Below are 21624 nucleotides of genomic sequence, written 5' to 3' on the forward strand. Positions count from 1 at the left end.
CGGCTAGATAGCCGAGCTGATGAATAAATGGGGGACCTGACCCCGGGTTAAAAGCACAGGTAGAAGCGGTTGGCGAGGTCCAGCAGGAAGTCTGGCGTCAGGTAGGCCATGAACACCAGCGCCAGCACCACCGCGCCGGCCGCGCGCAGCAGCCAGGTTTTCATCGCTAGGCCGCCTTCAAGGCGCCGCGCTCGATGGCGCGCTCGTTGATCGGCAGATTGATCAAGCCCGCCATGATGCTCAACCCAATCGCGATGCCCCAGACGATGTCGTAGCTGCCCAGTTTCGCAAACAGGTAGCCGGCCAACCACACGCCGATGAAACTACCCACCTGGTGCGAGAAGAACACCACGCCCGCCAGCATCGACATGTGCTTGACGCCGAAGATGCCGGCGATGATGCCGTTCGTCAGCGGCACCGTCGACAGCCAGATGAATCCTATCGCCGCCGCGAACACGTACACCGAATACGGCGTCAACGGCGCCAGCAGGAACAGGCCGATGACGACCGCGCGCGTGAAGTAAATCGACGACAGCAGGTAGCGCTTGGGGAAGCGTCCACCCAGCTTGCCCGCGTAGTAAGAGCCGAAGATATTGAACAAGCCGATCAGCGCCAGCGCCATCACCGCCACGCCCGGGCTGGCGATGCCTTTGTCCTTCAGGTACGCCGGCATGTGCACGCCGATGAAGACCAGCTGGAAGCCGCACACGAAATAGCCCGCCACCAGGAACAGGAAGGATCGGTTGCCCACCGCTTCACTCATCGCCTCGCGCACGCTTTGCTGCGGACCGCTATGCTCCACCGCCGGCTCGCGCAGGTGGAAGGACATCGGTATCATCAGCAGCACCACCAGCCCGGCCAGCAGGTAGAAGGCATTCTGCCAACCCACCGCCGATATCAGCTGCTGCTCGACCGGCATCATCAGGAACTGGCCGAAGGAACTGGCCGCACCGGAGATGCCGAACGCCCACGAGCGCTTTTCCATCGGCGCCACGCGTCCGATGATGCCGCTGACCGCGCCGAACGCGGTGCACGCCAGCCCCAGACCGATGAAGATGCCGGAGCCGATCACGAACAAGGCGGGCTGCGTCACCAGCGCCATCCACACCAGCCCCGCCATGTAGCTGACCGCGCCCACCAGCACCACGCGCATGGTGCCGAAACGGTCCGCCGCCATGCCGGCGAACGGGCCGAACGCGCCCCACAGCAGGTTCTGCAAGGCCAGCGCCAGCGAATAGGTTTCACGCGTCCAGCCGTTGGCTTGCGAGATGGGCTGCATCCAGAAGCCGAAGCCGTGGCGTACGCCCATCGCCAGCGTCAGGACCACGCCACTGGCCAGCAGGACGGTTTTCAGGGAAGGAGCACGGGAGGCGACGAACATGATAGGGACCTGATTGTGGAAACGATATCTGTCGATTCTAACCAGTTCCCGCCACCCGCGCTTGCAGCGCTTAATTATCGGCGCTGTACTTCAAGCCGATCTGCGCGCGGATGTCGTCCAGCGTGCCCATGATGGACAGGGTTTCCTCGTGCGGCATCACCGGGCTTTCAATCAGGCCGGCGCGGATGCAGCGCCCAACTTCCTGCGCTTCATGGGTGTAGCCATTGCCGCTGCGCGGCAAGTTGATGGTGCGCTCGCTGCGCGAAGCGCCGTCCACCAGCGTGACGGTGATGGTCTCGGTGTTGTGGAAGCGGTCGTGCAGGCGCAGGTAGCCCTTGGTGCCGGAGATCGTCAGCTCGGTCGGCGTGCGCGAACGCAGGCTGCATGCGCATGACGACACGCCACCATCCTTGTGCATCAGCGTGAACGCGGTCTGCATATCGACGCCGGTGGCGCCCATCTCCGCCTGCGCCTTCACACCCGTCACAGGGCCGAGGAAGAACGACGCCATCGACAAGGGATAGATGCCCAGGTCCAGCAACGCGCCGCCGCCCAGTTCAGGCGCGAACAGGCGATGCTCAGGCCCCGCATCCGCGGTAAAGCCGAAATCCGCGCTGACGTTGGCCGGCACGCCGATCTCGCCGCTGTCGACGATGCGCTTGGCCTCCACCACGGCCGGCATGAAGCGCGTCCACATCGCCTCCATGACGAACAGCTTTTTCTGGCGCGCCAGGTTGATGATGTCCTCGGCCTGGCGACGGTTCATGGTGAACGACTTCTCCACCAGCACGCCCTTGCCGCCGTGTAGACACATCAGCGCGTTCTCGTGGTGCATGGGGTGCGGCGTGCCGATGTAGATGACATCGACCTCGGGATCGTCGGCCAGCGCCTGGTAGCTGCCGTGGAAGCGCTCCGCGCCATATTCGACACCGAACGTGGTAGCGCTATCTACACTGCGCGAAGCAACGGCGGCCAGCTTGGCGCCGGGCGTGTCCTGCAAGGCGATGGCGAAAGCCTTGGCGATCTTGCCGGTGCCGAGTATCCCCCAGCGAATTACCTGCGTCATGGCGTGCTCTTTCTGCCGCATCGGCGGCGAAGTCGGTTAAAAAATCTATTTTACCGCTGGTGCGCGTTTGGGGCGGAACACCGTTGCGTCGTTGTAGAACGCGTCGTCCTGTTCCGGCCACCAGCCCGGCACGCCCAGCGCCTGCATTGGCGTGAAGTCGGCGGTGCTGAGGCCATGTTCGCCCAAGTCCTGCGCCACCTTGGCGTCGATCCAATGACGGCGGGCGTCGTGGTCCATGGCGAAGAAATCGTCGCCGGCCACCACCACGCGGGTGTGCGCGGTGATCGCCTTGCGCGGCGCGACCAGCTTCTCCATCAGCGCGTGGCCGAACAGCCATACCTGCGCGTCCGGCCCGAAGCTGGCGCGCTGCTCGATAAAAGCCGCGCGCCATTGATGGTCGCGCAGCGCTGCCGTCAGCGCATGGCCGGCGGCGCTGTCGCGCACCACCAGCAAGGCGGCGTTCTCGTCGAAGATGGTGGCGCCGTCACGCGCGGGACCGCGCGATTTGCCGACGCCATCGCGCTCGATCTGCGCCGCCTGCAAGGCGTTCAGCTGCACTTTGATGCGCGGGAAGCTAAGCCACACAAGGCCGTTGAAGAAGTCGTGCAGATTGTCGCGCGTGGGCACGCCGCCGGTGGCGCCGATGAAGGCTTCGTAGGCTGTGCCGTCAGGCAGCGACTCCTGCGGAACGAAGGAGATAGGCAGGTCCAGATGATTGCGCAAGCCCAGTGCTGCGGCTTGCGCGTTGAACGTGTCCATGAAGGGCACGTCCGCTGACAGCTGGTCGGCCGCTGTGCGGACCGAGTCGTACCAGGGACGCGACCAGTCTATCGCTTGCAGCACTGCTTATACCATTTTCCAGTTGATGGTTTCGCCGGCATTGAGCGGCACCACTTGCTGGTCCGCCAGCGGCAGGGTTTCCGGCAGCGTCCATTGCTCGCGCTTGAGGGTGATGGTGTCGGTGTTGCGCGGCAGGTTGTAGAAGGCCGGGCCGTTGAAGCTGGCGAAAGCTTCCAGCTTGTCCAGTGCGCCGGCGCGTTCGAAGGCTTCGGCGTACAGCTCCATCGCGTGCAGCGCGGTGTAGCAACCGGCGCAGCCGCAGGCGGCTTCCTTGGCGCCCTGCGCGTGCGGCGCGGAGTCGGTGCCGAGGAAGAAGCGCTCGTCGCCGCTGGTGGCGGCGGTGACCAGCGCCAGGCGGTGTTCTTCGCGCTTCAGCACCGGCAGGCAGTAGTAGTGAGGACGGATGCCGCCCTTGAAGATGTCGTTGCGGTTGTACAGCAGGTGATGCGCGGTGATGGTCGCGGCGATCGGGCCTTCGGCTTCCGCCACGTACTGCGCGGCGTGCTTGGTGGTGATGTGTTCGAAGACGATGTTCAGCGCCGGGAAGTCGCGGCGCAGCGGGCGCATCACGCGCTCGATGAAGACGGCTTCGCGGTCGAACAGGTCGATATCCTGGTCGGTGACTTCGCCGTGGACCAGGAAGGGCATGCCCACTTCCTGCATCATCTCCAGCGTTTTGTAGCAGTTGGACAGGTCGGTCACGCCGGCGTCCGAATTGGTGGTGGCGCCGGCCGGATACAGCTTGACCGCGTGGACGATGCCGCTCTCCTGCGCGCGCAGGATCTCGTCCGGCGGCGTGTTGTTGGTCAGGTAGAGCGTCATCAACGGCTCGAACTTCATGCCAGCCGGCAGGGCCGCCATGATGCGGTTGCGATAGGCCTCGGCGGCGGCGGTGGTGGTCACCGGCGGTTTCAGGTTCGGCATCACGATGGCGCGGCCGAACTGGCGCGCGCTATGCGGCAGCACGCTGGCCAGGGTGGCGCCGTCGCGCAGGTGCAAATGCCAGTCGTCGGGACGGGCGATGGTGATGCTGTCTGGGGTGTGTTCGAGGTCGGACATGGCGGCGGGCTTTCAGGCTATCAATGACGAATACCGCCATTTTACCCTCTCGCGCCGCCATGGTCAGCCACGGTCAGAAACGGATCACCGTCTTCCCTGCGCCGTGGCCGGTTTTATTGCGCTCGATGGCGGCCGGCGCCTGTTCGGCGGTGACGACCTCCGAGACCACCACGGTCAACTCGCCGCTCGCGACCTGCGCCGCAATCCGCGCCAGCAGCGCGCCGTCGGGATGCATGGTGTTCCAGCTGCCGCGACGGCCTTCCGGCACGCGCGCTGCGATGTCCGGCGCGGCGATGCTGACGATGCGGCCTTGCGGCGACAGCACTTGCCACGAACGGTCCAGCGTTTCGCCGCCCACCAGATCGAACACCAGGTCGACGTTCTTCGCCACGTCCTCGAAGCGCGTGGTTTTGTAGTCGATCACTTCATCGGCGCCAAGGCGGCGCAGCAGATCGGCATTGCGGCCTTGCGCGGTGACCAGCACGCGGGCGCCGGCCTGCTTGGCAAACTGCACGGCATAGCTGCCGACACCGCCGGCGGCGCCGTGGATCAGCACCGTCTCGCCACGTTGCAGCTGGCCTACTTCAAACAGCGACTGCCATGCCGTCATCGAGGCAACAGGAATCGCTGCGGCGGTGGCGTCTTCAATCGCTGCAGGAATCGGCGCCAGCTTCGATGCGGCCACCGTCACGTATGCGGCGTAGGCCCCCAGGCCGCTCAACGGTCCGAAAACACGGTCGCCGACAGCGTAACCTTCCACCTCGCTCCCAACCGCAGCCACCTCGCCGGCCAATTCAAGGCCCAGCGTGGCGGGCAGCGGCAGCTGGAAAACGTCCTTGACCAGGCCATCGCGGATCTTCCAATCGAGGCCGTTGACGCCGGCGGCGGCAACCCGCACCAGCACCTCGCCGGGTCCTGGCTGCGGCATCGGCACTTCATCCCACTGCATCACTTCTACGCCACCGTAACCGTGGATGCGCAGCGCGCGGTTGGACGCGGCATCGGCCAGCGCCGGATAGTCGATATAGCCCTGCGCGCCCGGCGCATAGAACAATGCCGGATTCGGCGTGTTCAACGGAGCCCTCAGCTCGAAGCGGCGCGGCAGGTCGGGATTGGCGAGGAAGGCGCTGCCGTACGCCACCGCTTCGGCAGCGCCTTCCGCGATGCGCTGCTCGCCGGATTCGCGGGTCTGGCCGCCGCCCAGGATGTAGGCGCCGTTGAACAGGGGGCGCAGCACGCCATGGTAGTCATATTCCGCCTTGAACTTGGCCACATGCAGATAGGCCAGGCCCAGCGGCGCGAGCTGGCGCACCAGGTAGGTAAAGGTCTCCACCGGCGTGTCGTCCTTGATGTCGTTGAAGCCCATCTCCGGCGATATCTTGATGCCGACGCGATCGCTGCCGGCTTCTGCGATCATCGCATCGAGCACCTCCAGGATGAAACGTGCGCGGTTGGGAAGCGAGCCGCCATACTGGTCGCCGCGCTGGTTGCTGCCCGACGACAGGAACTGCTCCGGCAGATAGCCCGACGCCGCATGCAGCTCAACCCCGTCGAAGCCCGCCTCCAACGCGCGCCGCGTCGCCAGGCGATATTCCTCCACGACGGCGGCCACTTCCGAAGTCTCCAGCGCACGCGGCGTGACGAAATCGGCCATGCCGTTGGCGGTGAAAGACTGGCCCGCAGGCTTGATGGCGGAAGGCGCCACCGGCAGCGCGCCGCCGGGCAGCATGCTCGGATGCGAGATGCGGCCAGTGTGCATCAGCTGCATGAAGATGCGGCCACCTTCGGCATGCACCGCGTCGGCGACCTGCTTCCATGCCGCCACCTGTTCGTCGCTGTAGATGCCCGGCGTGCGCACATAACCCTTGCCCATCGCGCTGGGGAACACGCCTTCGGTGACGATCAGGCCGGCCGTGGCGCGCTGACGGTAGTAAGTGACGGCCAGTTCGGACTGCACGCCGTTCGCATCGTCGGCGCGCGAACGGGTCATGGGGGCCATCACCACGCGGTTGCGCAGGGTGTAACGGCCGATTTGCACTGCTGTCGATAAGGTGTTCATGGGAAGCCTCGCTAAGTGAGTGAATGTGCAGCCATCATCCATTGATTCACCTACGGGATAAATAGCTTAAAATGAAATCACTGATCCACTGATGGAGCAATCGAAATGTCACTCTTATCGAGCATGGAATTGTTCGTGGCGGTCGCCAACGCCAAGGGCTTCCGGCGCGCCGCCGACACGCTGGACATGCCCAACTCCACGCTGTCGCGCCGCATCTCCGAGCTGGAAAAGGAAATCGGGGTACGCCTGTTCCACCGCTCCACCCGCAAGGTCGAGCTGACCGAGGCCGGCCTGACCTACTTCCGCCGCTGCGAAAGCATCGTCGCCGAAGCGCGCATTGCGCACGAATCGCTGCAGGAGCTGGCCGAACGCCCCAGCGGAACGCTGCGGGTATCGATGCCGGTGGATCTGGCGATCTCCTATCTGGCGCCGTCGCTGAAGGCCTTCGGCGAGCAATACCCGGCCATCGATTTTGAAATGGACCTCACGCCGCGCCGCGTCGACCTGGTGACCGACGGCTTCGATTGCGCGATCCGCATGGGCACACCGCCGCCGACGCCGTCCACGCTGATCGCCAGGCAGGTCGGCCTGTTGCCGCGCTATCTGTATGCGTCGCCGGCTTATCTGCGCGGCGCACCGCCGCTGAAACATCCCGACGACCTGGCGAACCACCAGTGCATGATCCAGGTCCGCAGCGGAGGCAAGGCGCAGTGGACTCTGTCCTCGCGCAAGAAGAGCGTAACCGTCGACGTCAGCGGCCGGTACGCCGCCAACAACGTCAGCATGTGCAGGAAGATGGCGGCATTGGGCATGGGCATAGCGGTTTCCGCCGGTCCCGACACGCTGGAAGAACTGGAACGCGGCCAGTTGCAACGCGTACTGCCGGAGTGGGACTTCGAGCCGATACCCGTGTACGCGATCATCGAATCGCGCCTGATCCCGTCACGGGTGCGGCTGTTCATCGACTTCGTGCAGGCCAGCTTGAGGGGATACTCCGCGCCGTTGTAGACGCGGAGCCTGTGCTTACTGGGCCGCGACCCAGGCCTTGGTCTCGGCCAGCATCTTGTCGAGGCGGGCGCGGTCGTAGACCTGGCCGTGGCTGACCACCGTGCGGATCTTGCGGGTGGCGGCGATGTCTTGCAGCGGATTCGCATCCAGCACCAGCAGATCGGCGGCCTTGCCGGCTTCCAGGCTGCCGTAGCGGTCCAGGTGGCCGAGGAAGCGCGGGCCGTTGATCACGGCCGTCTGCAAGGCCTGCACCGGCGTCAAACCGTATTGCACGTACAGGCCGATTTCGTCATGCAGCGCCTGACCCGGATAGTCGTAGGAATTCAAAAAGCCCGCGTCGGTGCCGGCGATGATGCTGACGCCCTCCTGCGCCAGCAGCGGCAGCAGCGCGGCCGACTTCTCGAACGTCGCCTTGCGCAGCGCGATCGCCTCGGCGTTGTCCTGCGCGGCGCGCTGCACGCGCCAGTCGTAGGTGGCGCGCAGGCCTTTGCCGATGTACTGCAAGGCCGGATCGTGCGAGTGATCGTCTCGGTCCAGGTAGGCCACCACGCGCGATACCGACAGCGTCGGCACCACGGCGGTGCCCTTCAAAGCCATGTAGCGGAACGATGCGCGCGCGGTCGGCTCGTCGTAAGTCGCGAGGCTCTGCTTCATCGCCTCCTTGCCGGTCAGCGTGCCGGCCGCCACTTGCGCGGTCAACTCGGCCTCCTTCGGCGTCGAGGAACGCAGCAGGTAGGATTGATGCTCCACCGTGCCCAGCCCCGCCTCGAACATCTGCGCCAGCGTCAGTTGCACCGGAACGTGGCCGGAAGTGCGCATGCCGCGCTCCCTGGCCTGGCGCAGCGCTTCCAGGTAGATCTCCGGCTTCAGCGTGTTCTCGGTGATCTTCACGAAGTCCACTTTCTGCGCCTGCAAGCCATCCAGCGCCTTGCTCACTTCTTCCGGCGTACCGACTTCGATGGTGCCCTTCCACAGCGGCTTGTAGCCTTCCAGCTTGGCGCCGGAGGTGAAGATGGTCGGCCCTTCCAGCTGGCCGGCCTTGATCTGGTCGCGCCAGGCCAGCACGGTCTCCGGCAGGTCGCCGGAGCAATCGCGCACGGCGGTGATGCCGTTGGCCAGGTACAGCGCCAGCAGATGCTTGTTCTCTTCGATCAGCGCGGGACCGCCACCGAAGTGCACATGCGTGTCCCACAGGCCGGGCATCAGGTACTTGCCCGGCAGGCGGATGGTCCGCTTGGCCGCATAGCCGGACAGCTTGCTGTCGTCGACCACGGCGATGATGGTGTCGCCCTTGAGCACGACGGACTTGCCCTTGACGGCCTTGCCGTCCGCAACATCGATCAGCGTGGCCTTGGTCAGTACCAGATCGACGGCGATTTTGTCGGCGGCATGCGCGCTGGCGAGCAGGCCAAGCGCCAGCATGGCGCCTGCTATTTTCTTCATGGATGGCATGCGATGTTCCCGTTTGAATAATGCAGTGGCGAGGATACTACCAGAGCCTAGCGCACGATGGCGACACGCTTTTGCAGCTGCCTTGCCAGCCATGAAAGCAGGCAGCACAACACAAAGTAAACCAGTGCCACAAAGGTGTACATTTCCACAAGCCGACCGTCGCGCTGCGCCACCTTGCTGGCCGCGCCGACGAAATCCGGCACCGATAGCACGTACACCAGCGACACGTCCTGGAACAGCACGATGGTCTGCGTCAGCAGCACCGGCAGCATGTTGCGGAACGCCTGCGGCAGCACGATGCGGCCCATCACCTGCCAGTAGTTCAGCCCCAGCGCCTGCGCCGCCAGCACCTGTCCGCGCGGGATCGCCTGTATGCCGCCGCGCATGATCTCGCAGTAGTACGCCGCCTGGAACAAGGTGAAGGTAATCAGCGCCGACCAGAACGTGCCGACCTTGACCGGCTCCGCCGCGCCGATCACCCACGCGGCGACGTACGGCACCAGGAAGTAGAACCAAAAAATCACCAGCACCAGCGGCACCGCGCGTATCAGGTTGACGTAGGCGGCGGCCACCAGCGCCAGCGGCTTGAAGCTGGACATGCGGCCCAGCGCCAGCAAAGTACCCAGCGCCACGCCGCCCATCATCGACAACACCGTCAGCTCCAGCGTGAACGCCATGCCGACCTGGAACAGGTAGACCCACGAGCGGCCGATGACGTCGAAGTCGAACTGCGCGAACATCAGCGCGCTCCCAATGTGCCGGGCAGCGCCAGCCGCCGCTCCAGCACCCGCATGGCGGCGATCACCACCAGGTTGGCGAGCACGTAGATCAGCGTGGCGGCGGAAAACGCCTCGAACACCTGGAACGAAAACTCCTGGATCGCGCGCGCGCTGGCGGTCAGCTCCATCAGGCCGATGGTCAGCGCGACGGAACTGTTCTTGATGATGTTGAGGAATTCGCTGGTCAGCGGCGGCAGGATGATGCGCACCGCCAGCGGCAACAGCACGAAGCGATAGGTCTGCGGCAGGTCCAGCCCCAGCGCCAGCGCCGCCAGACGCTGCCCGCCGGCCAGCGCCTGGATGCCGGCCGTGACCTGCACCGCCACCCGCGCCGACGTGAAGAAGCCAAGGCACACCACGGCCGTGACGAAGGGCGCGTTCGGCAGCGTCTTCAGCCAGTCGCCGGCCGCCTGCGGCAGCAGCTCGGGCGCGACGAAGAACCACAGGAACATCTGCACCAACAACGGCACGTTGCGGAACACTTCAACATAGCCGGTGCCGAGCAGCGGCAGCACGCGTCCCGGCAGCGTGCGCAACGCGCCGACCGCGAAGCCCAGCACCAGCGCCATCACCCAGCCGCCCAACGAGGTCGCCAGCGTCCAGGCCAGGCCGGACATCAGCGTGTCCCAGTAGGTATGGACGCCGTCCGGCGACAGCTCGCCGAAAATGCGCCAGTTCCAGTGGTAGTTCATCGCGCGCCGTAGGCGGCGGGATCAGGCGAATCGGTGGGTTTGGCGATGACGGCCTTGAGCTGCTCCGGCATCGGGAAGTTGAGGTTGATGCCCTTGGGCGGGATGGGGCTCTGGAACCACTTCTGGTAAAGCTTGGGGAACTCCGCCGACTGGTAGGCCTGCACCAGCGCCGCATCCACCACGGCCTTGAAGGCCGGATCGTCGCGCCGCATCATGATCCCGTAGGGCTCGACCGACAAAGCATCCTTGCCGATCACATACTCGCCGGGATTGCGCGCACTGGCCACCTGGCTGGCCAGCAGGATATCGTCATTGGCCTCGGCCGCGGCGCGGCCGGTTTCCATCATCAGGAACGATTCCGGATGATCCTTGCCAACCACGATATTCATGCCCAGCTGCTTCTCGGCGTTCAGCATGGTCATCTGCTTGAGGGTGGTGGTGCCGGCGGTGGCCACCAGGGTCTTGCCCTTCATGTCGGCCAGGCTGTTGATGTTCGACGATTTCTTCGACAGCAGCCGGCTGCCGATCACGAACATGGTCGGCGCGAACGCCACCTGCTTCTGGCGTTCCGCGTTATTGGTGGTGGAGCCGCATTCGAGGTCGATGGTGCCGTTGGCCATCAGCGGAATGCGGTTGGCGGAGGTGACCGGATTCATCACCACCTTGACCGGCATGCCCAGATGCTTCTGCACCGCAAAGACGATCTTCATGCACAGATCGACCGAATAACCCTGGTACTGCTGCTTGTCGTCGAGGTAGGAGAAGGGGATCGAGCCGTCGCGCACGCCGAGCGTGATGGCGCCGGTGCGCTTGATCTTGGCCAGCGTGCCGCCGGCTTCCTGCGCTGTGGCCTGGCCGCCGAGGCAGGCCAGGGTCAAAAGTATGAGTACCCGCGGTAATGACATGATTCCTCCCCAACTAGAAAGAAAAAGTGTACCGAGCGTCAAACTTGCTAGTGAATGATCCTCGCGAGGAAATCGCGCGCGCGCTCGGAACGCGGCGCACCGAAGAATTCATCCTTGCTGCAATCTTCCAGGATGCTGCCCTTGTCCATGAAGACCACCCGGTTCGCCACCTTTTTGGCGAAGCCCATTTCATGCGTCACCACCATCATGGTCATGCCCTCTTGCGCCAGGCCGACCATCACATCCAGCACTTCGTTGATCATCTCCGGATCCAGCGCCGAAGTCGGCTCGTCGAACAGCATCGCGATCGGGTCCATCGCCAGCGCGCGGGCGATCGCCACGCGCTGCTGCTGGCCGCCGGACAGCTGATTCGGATACTTGTCCTGCTGCGTCAGCAGGCCGACCCGGTCCAGGTACTGCAGGCCGCGCGCGTTGGCCTCGTCCTCGCTGCGGCCCAGCACCTTGATCTGGCCCAGGGTCAGGTTCTGGCGCACCGACAGATGCGGGAACAATTCAAAATTCTGGAACACCATGCCGATGCGGGCCCGCAGCTTGGGCAGGTCGGTGCCTTTGGCTCCGACCGAGATGCCGTCGACCAGGATCTCGCCCTGCTGGAACGGTTCCAGCCCGTTGACGGTCTTGATCAGCGTCGACTTGCCCGAGCCGGACGGCCCGCATATCACCATCACATCGCCTTTGGCAACGTTGGTGTTGCAATCGGCCAATACCTGGAATTGGCCGTACCATTTATTCAGATTTTTTATCGCGATCATATATACTGCGGAACTTGCTTAATGTTTCATCAGCTTACAAGGCTAACATTGGCAGGATCATACCCCCACATAGAGGGGAAATGACATTATTTTGTATTAGATTGTGCTACCGCAGACTACCCTGCGTCGGCCTGCGTCCGAAGAGACACTACCACGGGAATTCAGAACATGCAGAAAAAAAGCCGATTGACCACCTACATACTCGTCGCACTGGCGCTGGGTATCTTTGCCGGCTACCTGGCGAACCTCAACCTGGCCAAGCCAGTCGAGTATGCGGACTACATGTCGCTGATCACCACGCTGTTCCTGCGCCTGATCAAAATGATCATCGCACCGCTGGTGTTCTCGACGCTGGTATGCGGCATCGCCAGGATGGGCGATGCCTCGGAAGTGGGCCGCATCGGCATCAAAACGCTGGGCTGGTTCTTCATCGCTTCGGTGATGTCGCTGAGCCTGGGCCTGATACTGGTGAACCTGTTCCGCCCTGGCGACGCGCTGCTCGGCCACATGGCCGCCACCACCGCCAAGGTCGACATCGTCACCTCGGGCCTGACGCTGAAGGAATTCGTCACCCACCTGGTGCCGGCCTCCATCGTCGAAGGCATGAGCAAGAATGAGATCCTGCAGATCGTGATCTTCTCGCTATTCTTCGGTTCGGCCGCAGCCGCCATCGGCGAAAAGGCCAACGTCATGGTCAACGCGCTGGACGGCGTGGCGCACGTGATGCTGAAAGTCACCAGCTACGTGATGCAGTTCGCGCCGATCGCCGTGTTTGCGGCGGTGTCGGGCGTGATCGCCAAGAGCGGCCTGGGCGTGCTGCAGACCTACGGCGTATTCATGGCCGAGTTCTACCTCGGCATCGCGCTGCTGTGGATACTGCTGATCGTCATCGGCTTCCTGTTCCTCAAGGGCCGCATCTTCTCGCTGCTGAAGGAACTGCGCAGCCCCGTGCTGCTGGCCTTCTCGACCGCGTCGAGCGAAGCGGCTTATCCAAAGACACTGGAAGGCCTGGAGCGCTTCGGTGTGCGTAACCGCATCGCCGCCTTCGTGCTGCCGATCGGCTATTCGTTCAACCTGGACGGGTCGATGATGTACTGCACCTTCGCCACCGTGTTCATCGCCCAGGCTTACGGCATCGAGATGTCGCTGGGCCAGCAGATGACCATGATGATGGTGCTGATGCTGACCTCCAAGGGCATGGCCGGCGTGCCGCGCGCCTCGCTGGTGGTGATCGCCGCGACGCTGGGCCAGTTCAACATTCCGGAAGCGGGCATGCTGCTGTTGCTGGGTATCGACCACTTCCTGGACATGGCGCGCTCCGCCACCAACGTCATCGGCAACGGTGTCGCCACGGCGGTGGTCGCCAAGTGGGAGGGCGAGTTGGTCGATCCGCTCAAGAACGTAGAAGTAGCGGACGCACCGCTGCAATAAGCGGCGCCACCAAACAGAAGGCCACCTCGGTGGCCTTTTTTTTCGCCTTGCGCGGAATCATTGCCCGGATTGGTGAGTTTCGTAATTGCGTGTCCGCGTCACTCGGGGCACCATCTAGCGCGACGATACCTACACGCGGGGACAACATGAAATCAACACGACGCACAGCGCTGAAAACGCTGCTGTCGGGCGCCGCGCTGGCACCGCTGGCGGCCGGCGCCAAACCCACCTGGGGACGCGGCATCGAAGGCCAGCGCAAGGCGGACCTGGGCAATGGCACCTACCTCAACCCCATCCTGTCCGGCGACCATCCCGATCCCACCATCCTCAAGGACGGCGACGATTACTACATGACGTTTTCGTCTTTCCTGTCCTACCCCGGCATCATCCTCTGGCACTCGCGCGACCTGGTGAACTGGGAGCCGATCGGCCCTGCCCTGACCAAACCGATCGGCAGCGTCTGGGCCATGGACCTCGTCAGGCACAACGGCCGCTATTTCATCTACATCCCCGCCACCCCGAACGGCAAAGGCAGCATCCTCGTCATCTGGGCCGACAACATCCGCGGCCCGTGGAGCGATCCGATCGACCTGCACATCGACGCCATCGATCCCGGCCACGCGGTCGGCGAGGACGGCAAGCGCTACCTGTTCGTCAACGGCGTGCGCCGCATCGGCCTGACCGACGACGGCCTGGCGACCGTCGGCACGCTCGAAAAAGTCTATGAACCGTGGCGCTATCCATCCGACTGGGTGGTGGAGATGTTCGCGCCCGAAGGACCGAAGCTGTTGCGCCGCAACGGCTGGTTTTACCTGGTGCTGGCGGTGGGAGGCACCTCCGGCCCGCCGACCAGCCACATGGTGATCGCAGCGCGCTCGCGTTCCATCCACGGGCCATGGGAGAACTGCCCTCAGAATCCGTTGGTGCGCACCAAAAGCGCCGAAGAGAAGTGGTGGTCGCGCGGCCACGCCACGCTGGTCGAAGGCCCGGCCGGCGACTGGTGGATGGTCTACCACGGCTACGAGAACGGCTACCGCACCCTCGGCCGCCAGGCGCTGCTCGAACCGATCGAATGGACGGCGGACGGCTGGTTCAAGCCTAAGGGCGGCGACCTGTCGTCGCCGCTGCCGAAGCCAAAGAAGGGCACAGCCGTTCAAGCAGGCTTCGCCAAATCGGACGACTTCACGAAGAACAAATTCGGCGTGCAGTGGTGCTTCTTCAATCCGGGACCGGACGAGATGAAGCGCGTACGTTTTGAACAGGGATCGGTCAGCATCGCGGGCAAGGGCACATCGCCGGCCGACTGCTCGCCGCTGTCCTGCATCGTTGGCGACCACGCTTACGAAGCCAGCGTCACGCTTGAGATCAGCGGCAAAGGCCATGGCGGCCTGCTACTGCACTACAACGAGCATATGTTTGTTGGTGTCGGCTTCAGCGCCACGCACATGCTGACCTACCAGTACGCCAGCGAGCAGAGTTGGATGCGCGAAGCCGTGAAGGCATCCACGGTGCGCATCCGCGTCAGGAACGATCGGCACATCGTGACCTTCTTCTACGCGCTGGACGACGGCAAATGGATACAGCATCCGTGGCAGATGGAGACCTCCGGCATGCACCACAACGTGTTCGGCGGCTTCCTTAGTTTGCAGCCGGCGGTGTACAGCGCCGGCGAAGGCGCTGTACGGATGCGGGACTTCCAGTACCGCGCGCTGGCTTAGTTCTGGCCGGCGTAGACCTTCACCAGGTCGTACAGGAAGGTACGGCCTTCCATCAGCGACTGCACGCCGATGTACTCGTTCAGGCCGTGGATGTTGCCCAGGTCCGGCGTCAGGAAGATGCCGCTGATGCCGTAGGTCGGAATGCCGGCCGCGTTCAGGAACTGGCCGTCCGTGGCGCCCGATTGCAGGATGGGCAGCACCGGCACGCCGGGCCACATCTTGGCGGTCAGCTTTTCAACCGGATCCATGATGGCGCGCGTCAGCTCCGGCGGCGCCGAATTCTCGCCGCGGATTTCCAGCGTTTCCACCTTCACCGCCGGATCGTTGATCGCCTTGACCAGCGTCTCGCGCACCGTCTCCTGCGTCACACCCGGGAAGATGCGGCAGTTGATGTTGGCGCGTGCGCGCTGCGGCAGCGCGTTGGTGGCGTGGCCCGCGTCGAGCATGGTCGCCACGCAGGTGGTGTGCAGCATCGCGCCCCAGCTGGTGTCGCGGCCGGAGACCAGCGCCACCGCCTTGGCGTCCTTGGGATTCTTCACCACCGCCAGCATCGCCGCCGCCACATCCTTGTGGCCCTCGGCCGCCTGGATCTTCGACATGCCGGTCAGGTAGCCACGGCTGCCGTCGGCCAACTGGATCGGGAAGGTGTAGCCTTCGATCTTCTTCAATGCGCCGGCCAGGTGGTAGATCGCATTGTCCTTCTGCGGACGCGAGCTGTGGCCACCGCGATTGATCACTTCCAGGCGATAGTTCTGCGACACCTTCTCGCCCGCCTGCACCGTCATCGATACGCGCTTGCCTGCCGCATCGAGCTCGCCGCCGGCGCCTTCGTTGATGGCGAAGCCGGCGTCGATCAATTCGCGACGGTTCTTGGTCAGCCATTCGGCGCCGTTGAAGGCGCCGCCGGTTTCCTCGCCGCAGGTCAGCGCCATCTTCAGCGTGTGGCGCGGCACATAGCCTTCGTTCTTGAAGCGCACCAGCGTGTCAGCCCAGATGGCAGCCTGCGCCTTGTCGTCCAGCGCGCCGCGTGCGTAGAACTTGCCGTCTTCCTCGATCAGCGTGAACGGATCGCGCACCCAGTCTTCACGCTTGGCTTCGACCACGTCGATGTGCGCCAGCAGCAGGATGGCTTTCGCCTTCGGGTCACTGCCCGGCAGGACGGCCACCAGACCGCCCTCCTTCGGATGCGCCGGATCGGCGAACAGGTGCAACTGGGAGTCGGCAAAGCCCGCCGTCTTCAATCGCGCTGCGATGCGCTCGGCGGCCAGCGTGCAGCTGCCCACAGACAGCGTGGTATTGGTTTCGACCAGCTCCTTGTACAGGGCGCGGAACTGCGGTTCCGTAGGGTCGGCATACGCGTTCTGAACACAAGCCATCAAGACAGTTACCGCACCCAGCGCAAAACGAGACTTCATAGTCGCTTCCTTATTTAGACTGCATCAACGACGTCGTCGGGGGACGACGCCAATTCTTCATCGGCCTTGGCCTGCTGCCGTTGCCACATCTGCGCGTACAAGCCGTCCGCCGCCAGCAGCGACTGGTGCGTGCCGCGTTCGACGATGCGGCCGTGGTCCAGCACCAGGATCTGCTGCGCGTCCGCCACCGTGGACAGGCGGTGCGCGATCACCATCGTCGTGCGGCTCCTGGCGATTTCCTTCAACTGCGCCTGGATCGCCTGCTCGGCCTTGGAGTCCAGCGCGGACGTGGCTTCGTCGAAGATCAGGATGGCGGGATTCTTCAACAGCGTGCGGGCGATCGCCACGCGCTGCTTCTCGCCGCCGGAGAGTTTGAGACCGCGCTCGCCGACCATGGTCTCGTAGCCGTCCGGCAGGCTGTCGATAAAGTCGTGGATGGACGCCGCGCGCGCCGCCGCCACGATCTGTTCTTTCGTCGCGCCGGGCTGGCCGTAGGCGATGTTGTATTCGATGGTGTCGTTGAACAGCACCGTATCCTGCGGCACGATGCCGATCGCGTGGCGCAGCGTGTCCTGCGTGACCGTGCGCAGGTCCTGGCCGTCGATGGTGATGCCGCCGGCGTTGACTTCGTAGAAGCGGAACAGCAACCGCGACAAGGTCGACTTGCCCGAACCACTGTGGCCCACCACCGCCGTCGTCGTGCCCGGCGCGATGGTGAAGTCCACGTCGAACAGGATCTGGCGCTTGGATTCATAGCTGAAGTCCACATGATTGAAACGCACCTGCGCGCCATGCGTGACCAGCGGTTGCGCGTCCGGCGAGTCGGCCACTTCGCGGTTCTGGTCCAGCAGCGAGAACAGCTTCTCCATGTCGGCCAGGCTTTGCTTGATCTCGCGGTAGATCACGCCGAGGAAGTTGAGCGGTATGTAAAGCTGGATCATGAAGGAGTTCACCAGCACCAGGTCGCCCAGGGTCATCTTGCCGTCGATGACGCCTTGCGTGGCGCGCCACAGGATCAGCGTGACGGCGGTGGCGATGATCAGCGACTGCCCGGTGTTCAGCAGCGACAGGGAGGTCTGCGATTTGACGGCGGCCGCTTCGTAGCGCTGCAAGCCTTCGTCGTAACGCTTCGCTTCATAGTCCTCGTTGCCGAAGTATTTGACGGTCTCGTAGTTGATCAGCGAATCGATGGCCTTGGTGTTGGCCTTCGAGTCCAGGTCGTTCATGGTGCGGCGGAAGTGCGTGCGCCAGTCGGTGACGAAGATGGTGAAGGAGATGTACGTCACCAGCGCGACGAAGGTGATCACCGAGAACCAGATGTCGTAGTGCGTGACGAGGTAGCCCAGCACCAGCGTGATCTCCACCAGCGTCGGCAGGATGTTGAACAGCGTGTAGGAGATCAGCGAACCGACCGCGCGCGTGCCGCGTTCGATATCGCGCGTCATGCCGCCGGTCTGGCGGTTCAGGTGGAAGCGCAGCGACAGCGCGTGCAGATGACGGAACACCTGCAGCGCGATGGTGCGCACGGCGCGCTGCGTGACGCGCGCGAACAGGAACTCGCGCAGCTCGGTGAACAAGGTGGTCGACACGCGCAGCACGCCGTAGGCCGCCAGCGCGCCGAGCGGCAGTACCAGCAGCGCCTGCGGATGCGATGGCGAGATGCTCAGGCTGTCGATCAGGCTCTTCATCACGACCGGCACGCCGACGTTGGCCAGCTTGGCGCCGATCAGGCAGCCCAGCGCCAGCAGCACGCGCCATTTGTAGACCCACAGGTAGGGGAAGAGAGTTTTCAGCGTCGCCATGTCGCTGCGCGGGGCGGCGGCATGGCTGGCGTTGGCTGGCGGGGTGTTCGGGGAGTACGTAGTACGTCGCATGGCGGTTGTCGGCTTTTTATGGTTCAATCCCGGTAATTGTAGCCCTTCAAGAGAATTCACGATGACCACCCCAGAAAATCCCACCTCCATCAAAGCCGAAACCGTCAACCGCGGCCTGCCCGCCGGGAAAATGCCGGAACTGCGCATGATGCCGGCGCCGTCCGACGCCAACGTCTACGGCGACGTGTTTGGCGGTTGGATCATGGCCCAGGTCGACATCGCCGGCTCGCTGCCGGCCACCCGCCGCGCCAACGGCCGCGTGGCGACCATCTCGGTGAACTCCTTCGTGTTCAAGAACCCCGTGTTCGTGGGTGACCTGCTGTCGTTTTATGCTGATATTGTCAAGGTTGGCAATACATCCATTACCGTCAACGTCGAGGTGTATGCCGAGCGCAATCGCCTGCAGGCCTGCACCGTCAAGGTCACCGAGGCCACGCTGACCTACGTCGCCACCGATTCGGACCGCAAGCCGCGCAAGGTGCCGCCGATCGAAACGCTGATCCGCTCCTGATCCGGCGCGGCACGCAACAAGGGGGGCTAGCTTGGAACATCCAAACACAGTGCTGGCTCGCCGGGCGATGACGCTCCTGTTGGCGATCGCCATGGCCAGCGCGGCTGCGGCGGATGTCGAAGCAGCCAAAAGCTATACGATCGGGGTCGAGGACTTGCAATATTATCCCCTGCATACGACCGGCAATGGCAATGTCTTTGGCGGTTTCGCGCGCGAGGTCCTGGACATGTTCGCCAAGGAGAAAGGTTATTCCTTCCGCTACGTTCCCTTGCCCGTCAACCGCCTGTATGTCGCGTTCCTGAAGGAGCGCACGCTTGATTTCAAATACCCCGACAACCCCAGGTGGAAGGAAGATTTGCGCGGCGCGGCCACGATCCATTATAGCGCGACGCTGGTCACCTCCGAAGAGGGGGCGATGGTGCTGCCCAAACACAAGGGGCGCTCGCTGCGCCAGATCAAGTCGCTGGGCACGGTGCTGGGATTTACCCCCTGGCCCTATCTACCCGCGATCGACAGCAAGGCTATCACGCTCAGCACCAGCAATGGCTTCGATGGTTTGTTGAGGCACGCGCTGGCCGATCATATCGATGCCGTGTACATCAATGTCGATGTCGCCAATTACCTGCTGGCGAAAGAGCTGAAAACGCCGGGTGGCCTGGTGTTCGATCCGGGGCTGCCGCACGCCCGCAGCGACTTTAGCCTGTCGACACTGCGCCACGCCGAGGTGTTGAACGAATTCGACGCTTTTTTGCGACGCGAGCGCCTCCAGTTGCAGAATCTCAAACTCAAATACGGGATTGAAGAGCGCGGCGGACCGTGAACGGATCTGCCGCCTTCCACCTCGGGAGCCGACGCACCTGTTGCCGCGCGCCCGACGATTTTTTCCGTAGAGCTATAGGATCGCCACAAGCAAGAACACAACTGGTAAAGTTGATCTTCGTCATGAACACGGCGAAGACTTCGTCGCGGCCATCGTATTCGAACACACGCCCTCGTCCGCGATGCACCCGGACGAGCCCGACACCGCATCTGACGCCGCATGCTGAGCCTACACACCAACGCCGCCTCGCTGTCCGCGCAAAACGCCCTGTTCCGCACGGAGAGCAGGACGGCGACCGCCATGACACGACTGGGCACTGGCTACCGCGTCAACTCGGCGCGGGACGACGCGGCCGGCCTGCAGATCGCCACCCGGCTGGTCGCGCAGACCCATGGCATGACGGTAGCGCGAAGCAATATCCAAAAAGACATTTCCATCCTACAAACGGCGGACGGCGCACTCAACGAGAGCACCACTATCCTGATCCGCATGAAGGACCTGGCGATCCAGGCCGCCGACGGTTCGGCCACGGCCACCGACCGCGATGCGATGCAGGCCGAATACACCGCGCTCAGTCATGAACTGAGTAATATTTCCAGTACGACCACCTTCGGTGGCAGCAAGTTGCTGCAAGGCGACACGGTGGCGGAGCGGGCTGGCGTGATCGCCGCGACCGCCAACGCCGTCGCCAACGCCGCCAACGCCGCCGCCGCGCACGCCGCCGCCATGGGCGCCTACAATGCCGCTGCCGCCGCCGACGCCGCCGGATCGACGCAGGCCACGCAGGTGGCGCTCGCCGCCGCTTTGGCCACGGCCACGGCGGCGGCGGCAAGCTCCGGCGTCGCCGCCGTCGCCGCCACCGACGCCCAGGACTATGCCGCCGCCGTAGCGCTGGTGGTGGCCGTCAATGGCAAGTTTTCAAACGCGGTCTGGTTCCAGATAGGCGCCTCCGCCAGCGAGACGATGGAATTTAACCTGACCCCGTTGCTAAGCGATATGCATACCGCCCTGCACGCGGCCTCGACCACCTACGACACCTTCGGCGTCCAGGTCAAAGGCCGAGGTACCGACCTCGTCCTCGCGTCGGTGGCCGCCACCACCATCGACCAGCTGCAACTGGCGCTGGACGCGGTCGCTAGCGTGCGCTCCAGCCTGGGCTCCGCCGTCAGTCGCCTGAACCATTCGGACAACAATCTGGCCAATACGAGCGCCAATACCGTTCGGGCGACCGGCCGCATCATGGACACCGATTTCGCGCAGGAAAGCGCCGAGATGCTGTCCAATCAAATGCTGATGAAGGCGGGCAGCGTGGTGCTGCGGGACAGCCATAGCATCTCGACGATGCTGATGTCGCTGCTGAAATAAGGCGCGGCAGCCCGGTTTGGTTAGCGCTTGAATCGAGGCCGACACCGCCTATACTGGCTAGACCATCACCGTATGGAGGCGCTACATGTTGAAAGTAACAGAAAGTGATATTGCGCAAGAGCTGGATAGCTATTTGCACCGGGCTCTGACGCAGACCATCGTCGTAGAGAAGCCTGACCACGACCCCGTGGTCATGCTGTCACTGGCCGAGTTTGAAAGGCTGCAAGACGTCGACGACCAGCACTGGGCCGATTGCGCCCGCAAGGCCAACGTCGAAGGATATATCGATCACGATCATGAAGTGCGGCAGCGACTGGCCGCCGCCATGAGGGACAAGCGGCTCGCTTGCATCAAGAAAGGACCGCGTTTCGAACATCATTAGATAAAACAGATCCGGGGACAGGTCCCCCATTATTTCATGAGCTCGGTTAAATAACCGAGCTCATGAAATAATGGGGGACCTGACCCCGGGTTGT

General features: G+C 63.7%; 19 protein-coding genes. 7 read left to right on the forward strand and 12 right to left on the reverse strand.

Translation table 11 applies throughout. The features are described 5' to 3' along the window. Positions 1–166: 166 nt before the first annotated feature. The 5 genes from V6M89_RS28285 to V6M89_RS28305 all read right to left on the reverse strand — a co-directional run bounded on the left by V6M89_RS28285 (position 167) and on the right by V6M89_RS28305 (position 6405). Positions 167–1381 (reverse strand): MFS transporter, encoded by a 1215-nt coding sequence (locus V6M89_RS28285; RefSeq protein WP_332856345.1) that lies wholly within the window; start codon positions 1379–1381, stop codon positions 167–169. A gap of 70 nt (positions 1382–1451) precedes the next feature. Next, positions 1452–2447, reverse strand: a complete 996-nt coding sequence (locus V6M89_RS28290; RefSeq protein ID WP_332856346.1) for a Gfo/Idh/MocA family protein — start codon at positions 2445–2447, stop codon at positions 1452–1454. Between the two features lie 45 nt (positions 2448–2492). After that, positions 2493–3290 (reverse strand): DUF3025 domain-containing protein, encoded by a 798-nt coding sequence (locus V6M89_RS28295; RefSeq protein ID WP_332856347.1) that lies wholly within the window; start codon positions 3288–3290, stop codon positions 2493–2495. Positions 3291–3293: 3 nt separating this feature from the next. After that, positions 3294–4346, reverse strand: coding sequence for a dihydroorotase (pyrC, locus tag V6M89_RS28300; RefSeq protein ID WP_332856348.1), 1053 nt, complete (start codon positions 4344–4346; stop codon positions 3294–3296). A 73-nt stretch (positions 4347–4419) separates the two neighbouring features. Next, a complete protein-coding gene (locus tag V6M89_RS28305) occupies positions 4420–6405 on the reverse strand; it encodes an oxidoreductase (protein ID WP_332856349.1) in 1986 nt (661 codons plus the stop codon). 105 nt (positions 6406–6510) lie between these two features. Here V6M89_RS28305 and V6M89_RS28310 point away from each other — a divergent pair, with 105 nt between their 5' ends. Further along, positions 6511–7413: a LysR family transcriptional regulator gene (locus V6M89_RS28310; protein WP_332856350.1), complete on the forward strand. Its 903-nt coding sequence runs from the start codon at positions 6511–6513 to the stop codon at positions 7411–7413. A gap of 15 nt (positions 7414–7428) precedes the next feature. Here V6M89_RS28310 and V6M89_RS28315 read toward each other — a convergent pair whose 3' ends face one another. From V6M89_RS28315 to V6M89_RS28335, 5 genes are read right to left on the reverse strand one after another with little or no spacing between them, the layout of a single operon-like run. After that, a complete protein-coding gene (locus V6M89_RS28315; RefSeq protein WP_332856351.1) occupies positions 7429–8856 on the reverse strand; it encodes an amidohydrolase family protein in 1428 nt (475 codons plus the stop codon). Between the two features lie 56 nt (positions 8857–8912). Continuing rightward, positions 8913–9605, reverse strand: a complete 693-nt coding sequence (locus V6M89_RS28320) for an amino acid ABC transporter permease (RefSeq protein WP_332856352.1) — start codon at positions 9603–9605, stop codon at positions 8913–8915. Continuing rightward, the gene (locus V6M89_RS28325) at positions 9605–10336 is read right to left on the reverse strand and encodes an amino acid ABC transporter permease (RefSeq protein ID WP_332856353.1); all 732 of its coding nucleotides are present in this window, start codon (positions 10334–10336) and stop codon (positions 9605–9607) included. Before V6M89_RS28325 ends, V6M89_RS28320 begins: the two co-directional genes overlap by 1 nt. Further along, on the reverse strand, positions 10333–11241 hold the full coding sequence (locus V6M89_RS28330) for an amino acid ABC transporter substrate-binding protein (RefSeq protein WP_332856354.1): 909 nt from the start codon (positions 11239–11241) through the stop codon (positions 10333–10335). The genes V6M89_RS28325 and V6M89_RS28330 overlap by 4 nt, the downstream gene beginning before the upstream one ends. Before the next feature lie 47 nt (positions 11242–11288). After that, positions 11289–12014 (reverse strand): amino acid ABC transporter ATP-binding protein, encoded by a 726-nt coding sequence (locus V6M89_RS28335; RefSeq protein WP_332856355.1) that lies wholly within the window; start codon positions 12012–12014, stop codon positions 11289–11291. A 168-nt stretch (positions 12015–12182) separates the two neighbouring features. On the opposite strand from V6M89_RS28335, the gene V6M89_RS28340 reads away from it, so the two are divergent. Further along, complete coding sequence (locus V6M89_RS28340) at positions 12183–13445, forward strand: dicarboxylate/amino acid:cation symporter (protein ID WP_332856356.1); 1263 nt, start codon at positions 12183–12185, stop codon at positions 13443–13445. 146 nt (positions 13446–13591) lie between these two features. Beyond that, on the forward strand, positions 13592–15163 hold the full coding sequence (locus tag V6M89_RS28345) for a family 43 glycosylhydrolase (RefSeq protein ID WP_332856357.1): 1572 nt from the start codon (positions 13592–13594) through the stop codon (positions 15161–15163). Here V6M89_RS28345 and V6M89_RS28350 read toward each other — a convergent pair. Together V6M89_RS28350 and V6M89_RS28355 are read right to left on the reverse strand one after the other, a co-directional pair. Next, positions 15160–16578 (reverse strand): M20/M25/M40 family metallo-hydrolase, encoded by a 1419-nt coding sequence (locus V6M89_RS28350; RefSeq protein ID WP_332856358.1) that lies wholly within the window; start codon positions 16576–16578, stop codon positions 15160–15162. The genes V6M89_RS28345 and V6M89_RS28350 overlap by 4 nt on opposite strands. 14 nt (positions 16579–16592) lie before the next feature. Beyond that, positions 16593–18452 carry an ABCB family ABC transporter ATP-binding protein/permease gene (locus tag V6M89_RS28355; RefSeq protein WP_332856359.1) on the reverse strand — a complete coding sequence of 620 codons (1860 nt, stop codon included), beginning with the start codon at positions 18450–18452 and terminating at the stop codon, positions 16593–16595. A gap of 61 nt (positions 18453–18513) precedes the next feature. Between V6M89_RS28355 and V6M89_RS28360 the strand changes: the two genes are divergently transcribed. The 4 genes from V6M89_RS28360 to V6M89_RS28375 all read left to right on the forward strand — a co-directional run bounded on the left by V6M89_RS28360 (position 18514) and on the right by V6M89_RS28375 (position 21530). After that, positions 18514–18963, forward strand: a complete 450-nt coding sequence (locus V6M89_RS28360; protein WP_332856360.1) for an acyl-CoA thioesterase — start codon at positions 18514–18516, stop codon at positions 18961–18963. Positions 18964–18994: 31 nt separating this feature from the next. Further along, positions 18995–19783: a hypothetical protein gene (locus tag V6M89_RS28365; RefSeq protein WP_332856361.1), complete on the forward strand. Its 789-nt coding sequence runs from the start codon at positions 18995–18997 to the stop codon at positions 19781–19783. Between the two features lie 219 nt (positions 19784–20002). Next, the gene (locus V6M89_RS28370; RefSeq protein ID WP_332856362.1) at positions 20003–21148 is read left to right on the forward strand and encodes a flagellin N-terminal helical domain-containing protein; all 1146 of its coding nucleotides are present in this window, start codon (positions 20003–20005) and stop codon (positions 21146–21148) included. Positions 21149–21233: 85 nt separating this feature from the next. Further along, entirely contained in the window at positions 21234–21530 is a 297-nt protein-coding gene (locus V6M89_RS28375; RefSeq protein ID WP_332856363.1) for a hypothetical protein, read from the forward strand. Positions 21531–21624: the final 94 nt, after the last annotated feature.

Origin of the sequence: Duganella sp. S19_KUP01_CR8, assembly GCF_036688705.1 — a bacterium.
Classification (GTDB): domain Bacteria; phylum Pseudomonadota; class Gammaproteobacteria; order Burkholderiales; family Burkholderiaceae_D; genus Rugamonas.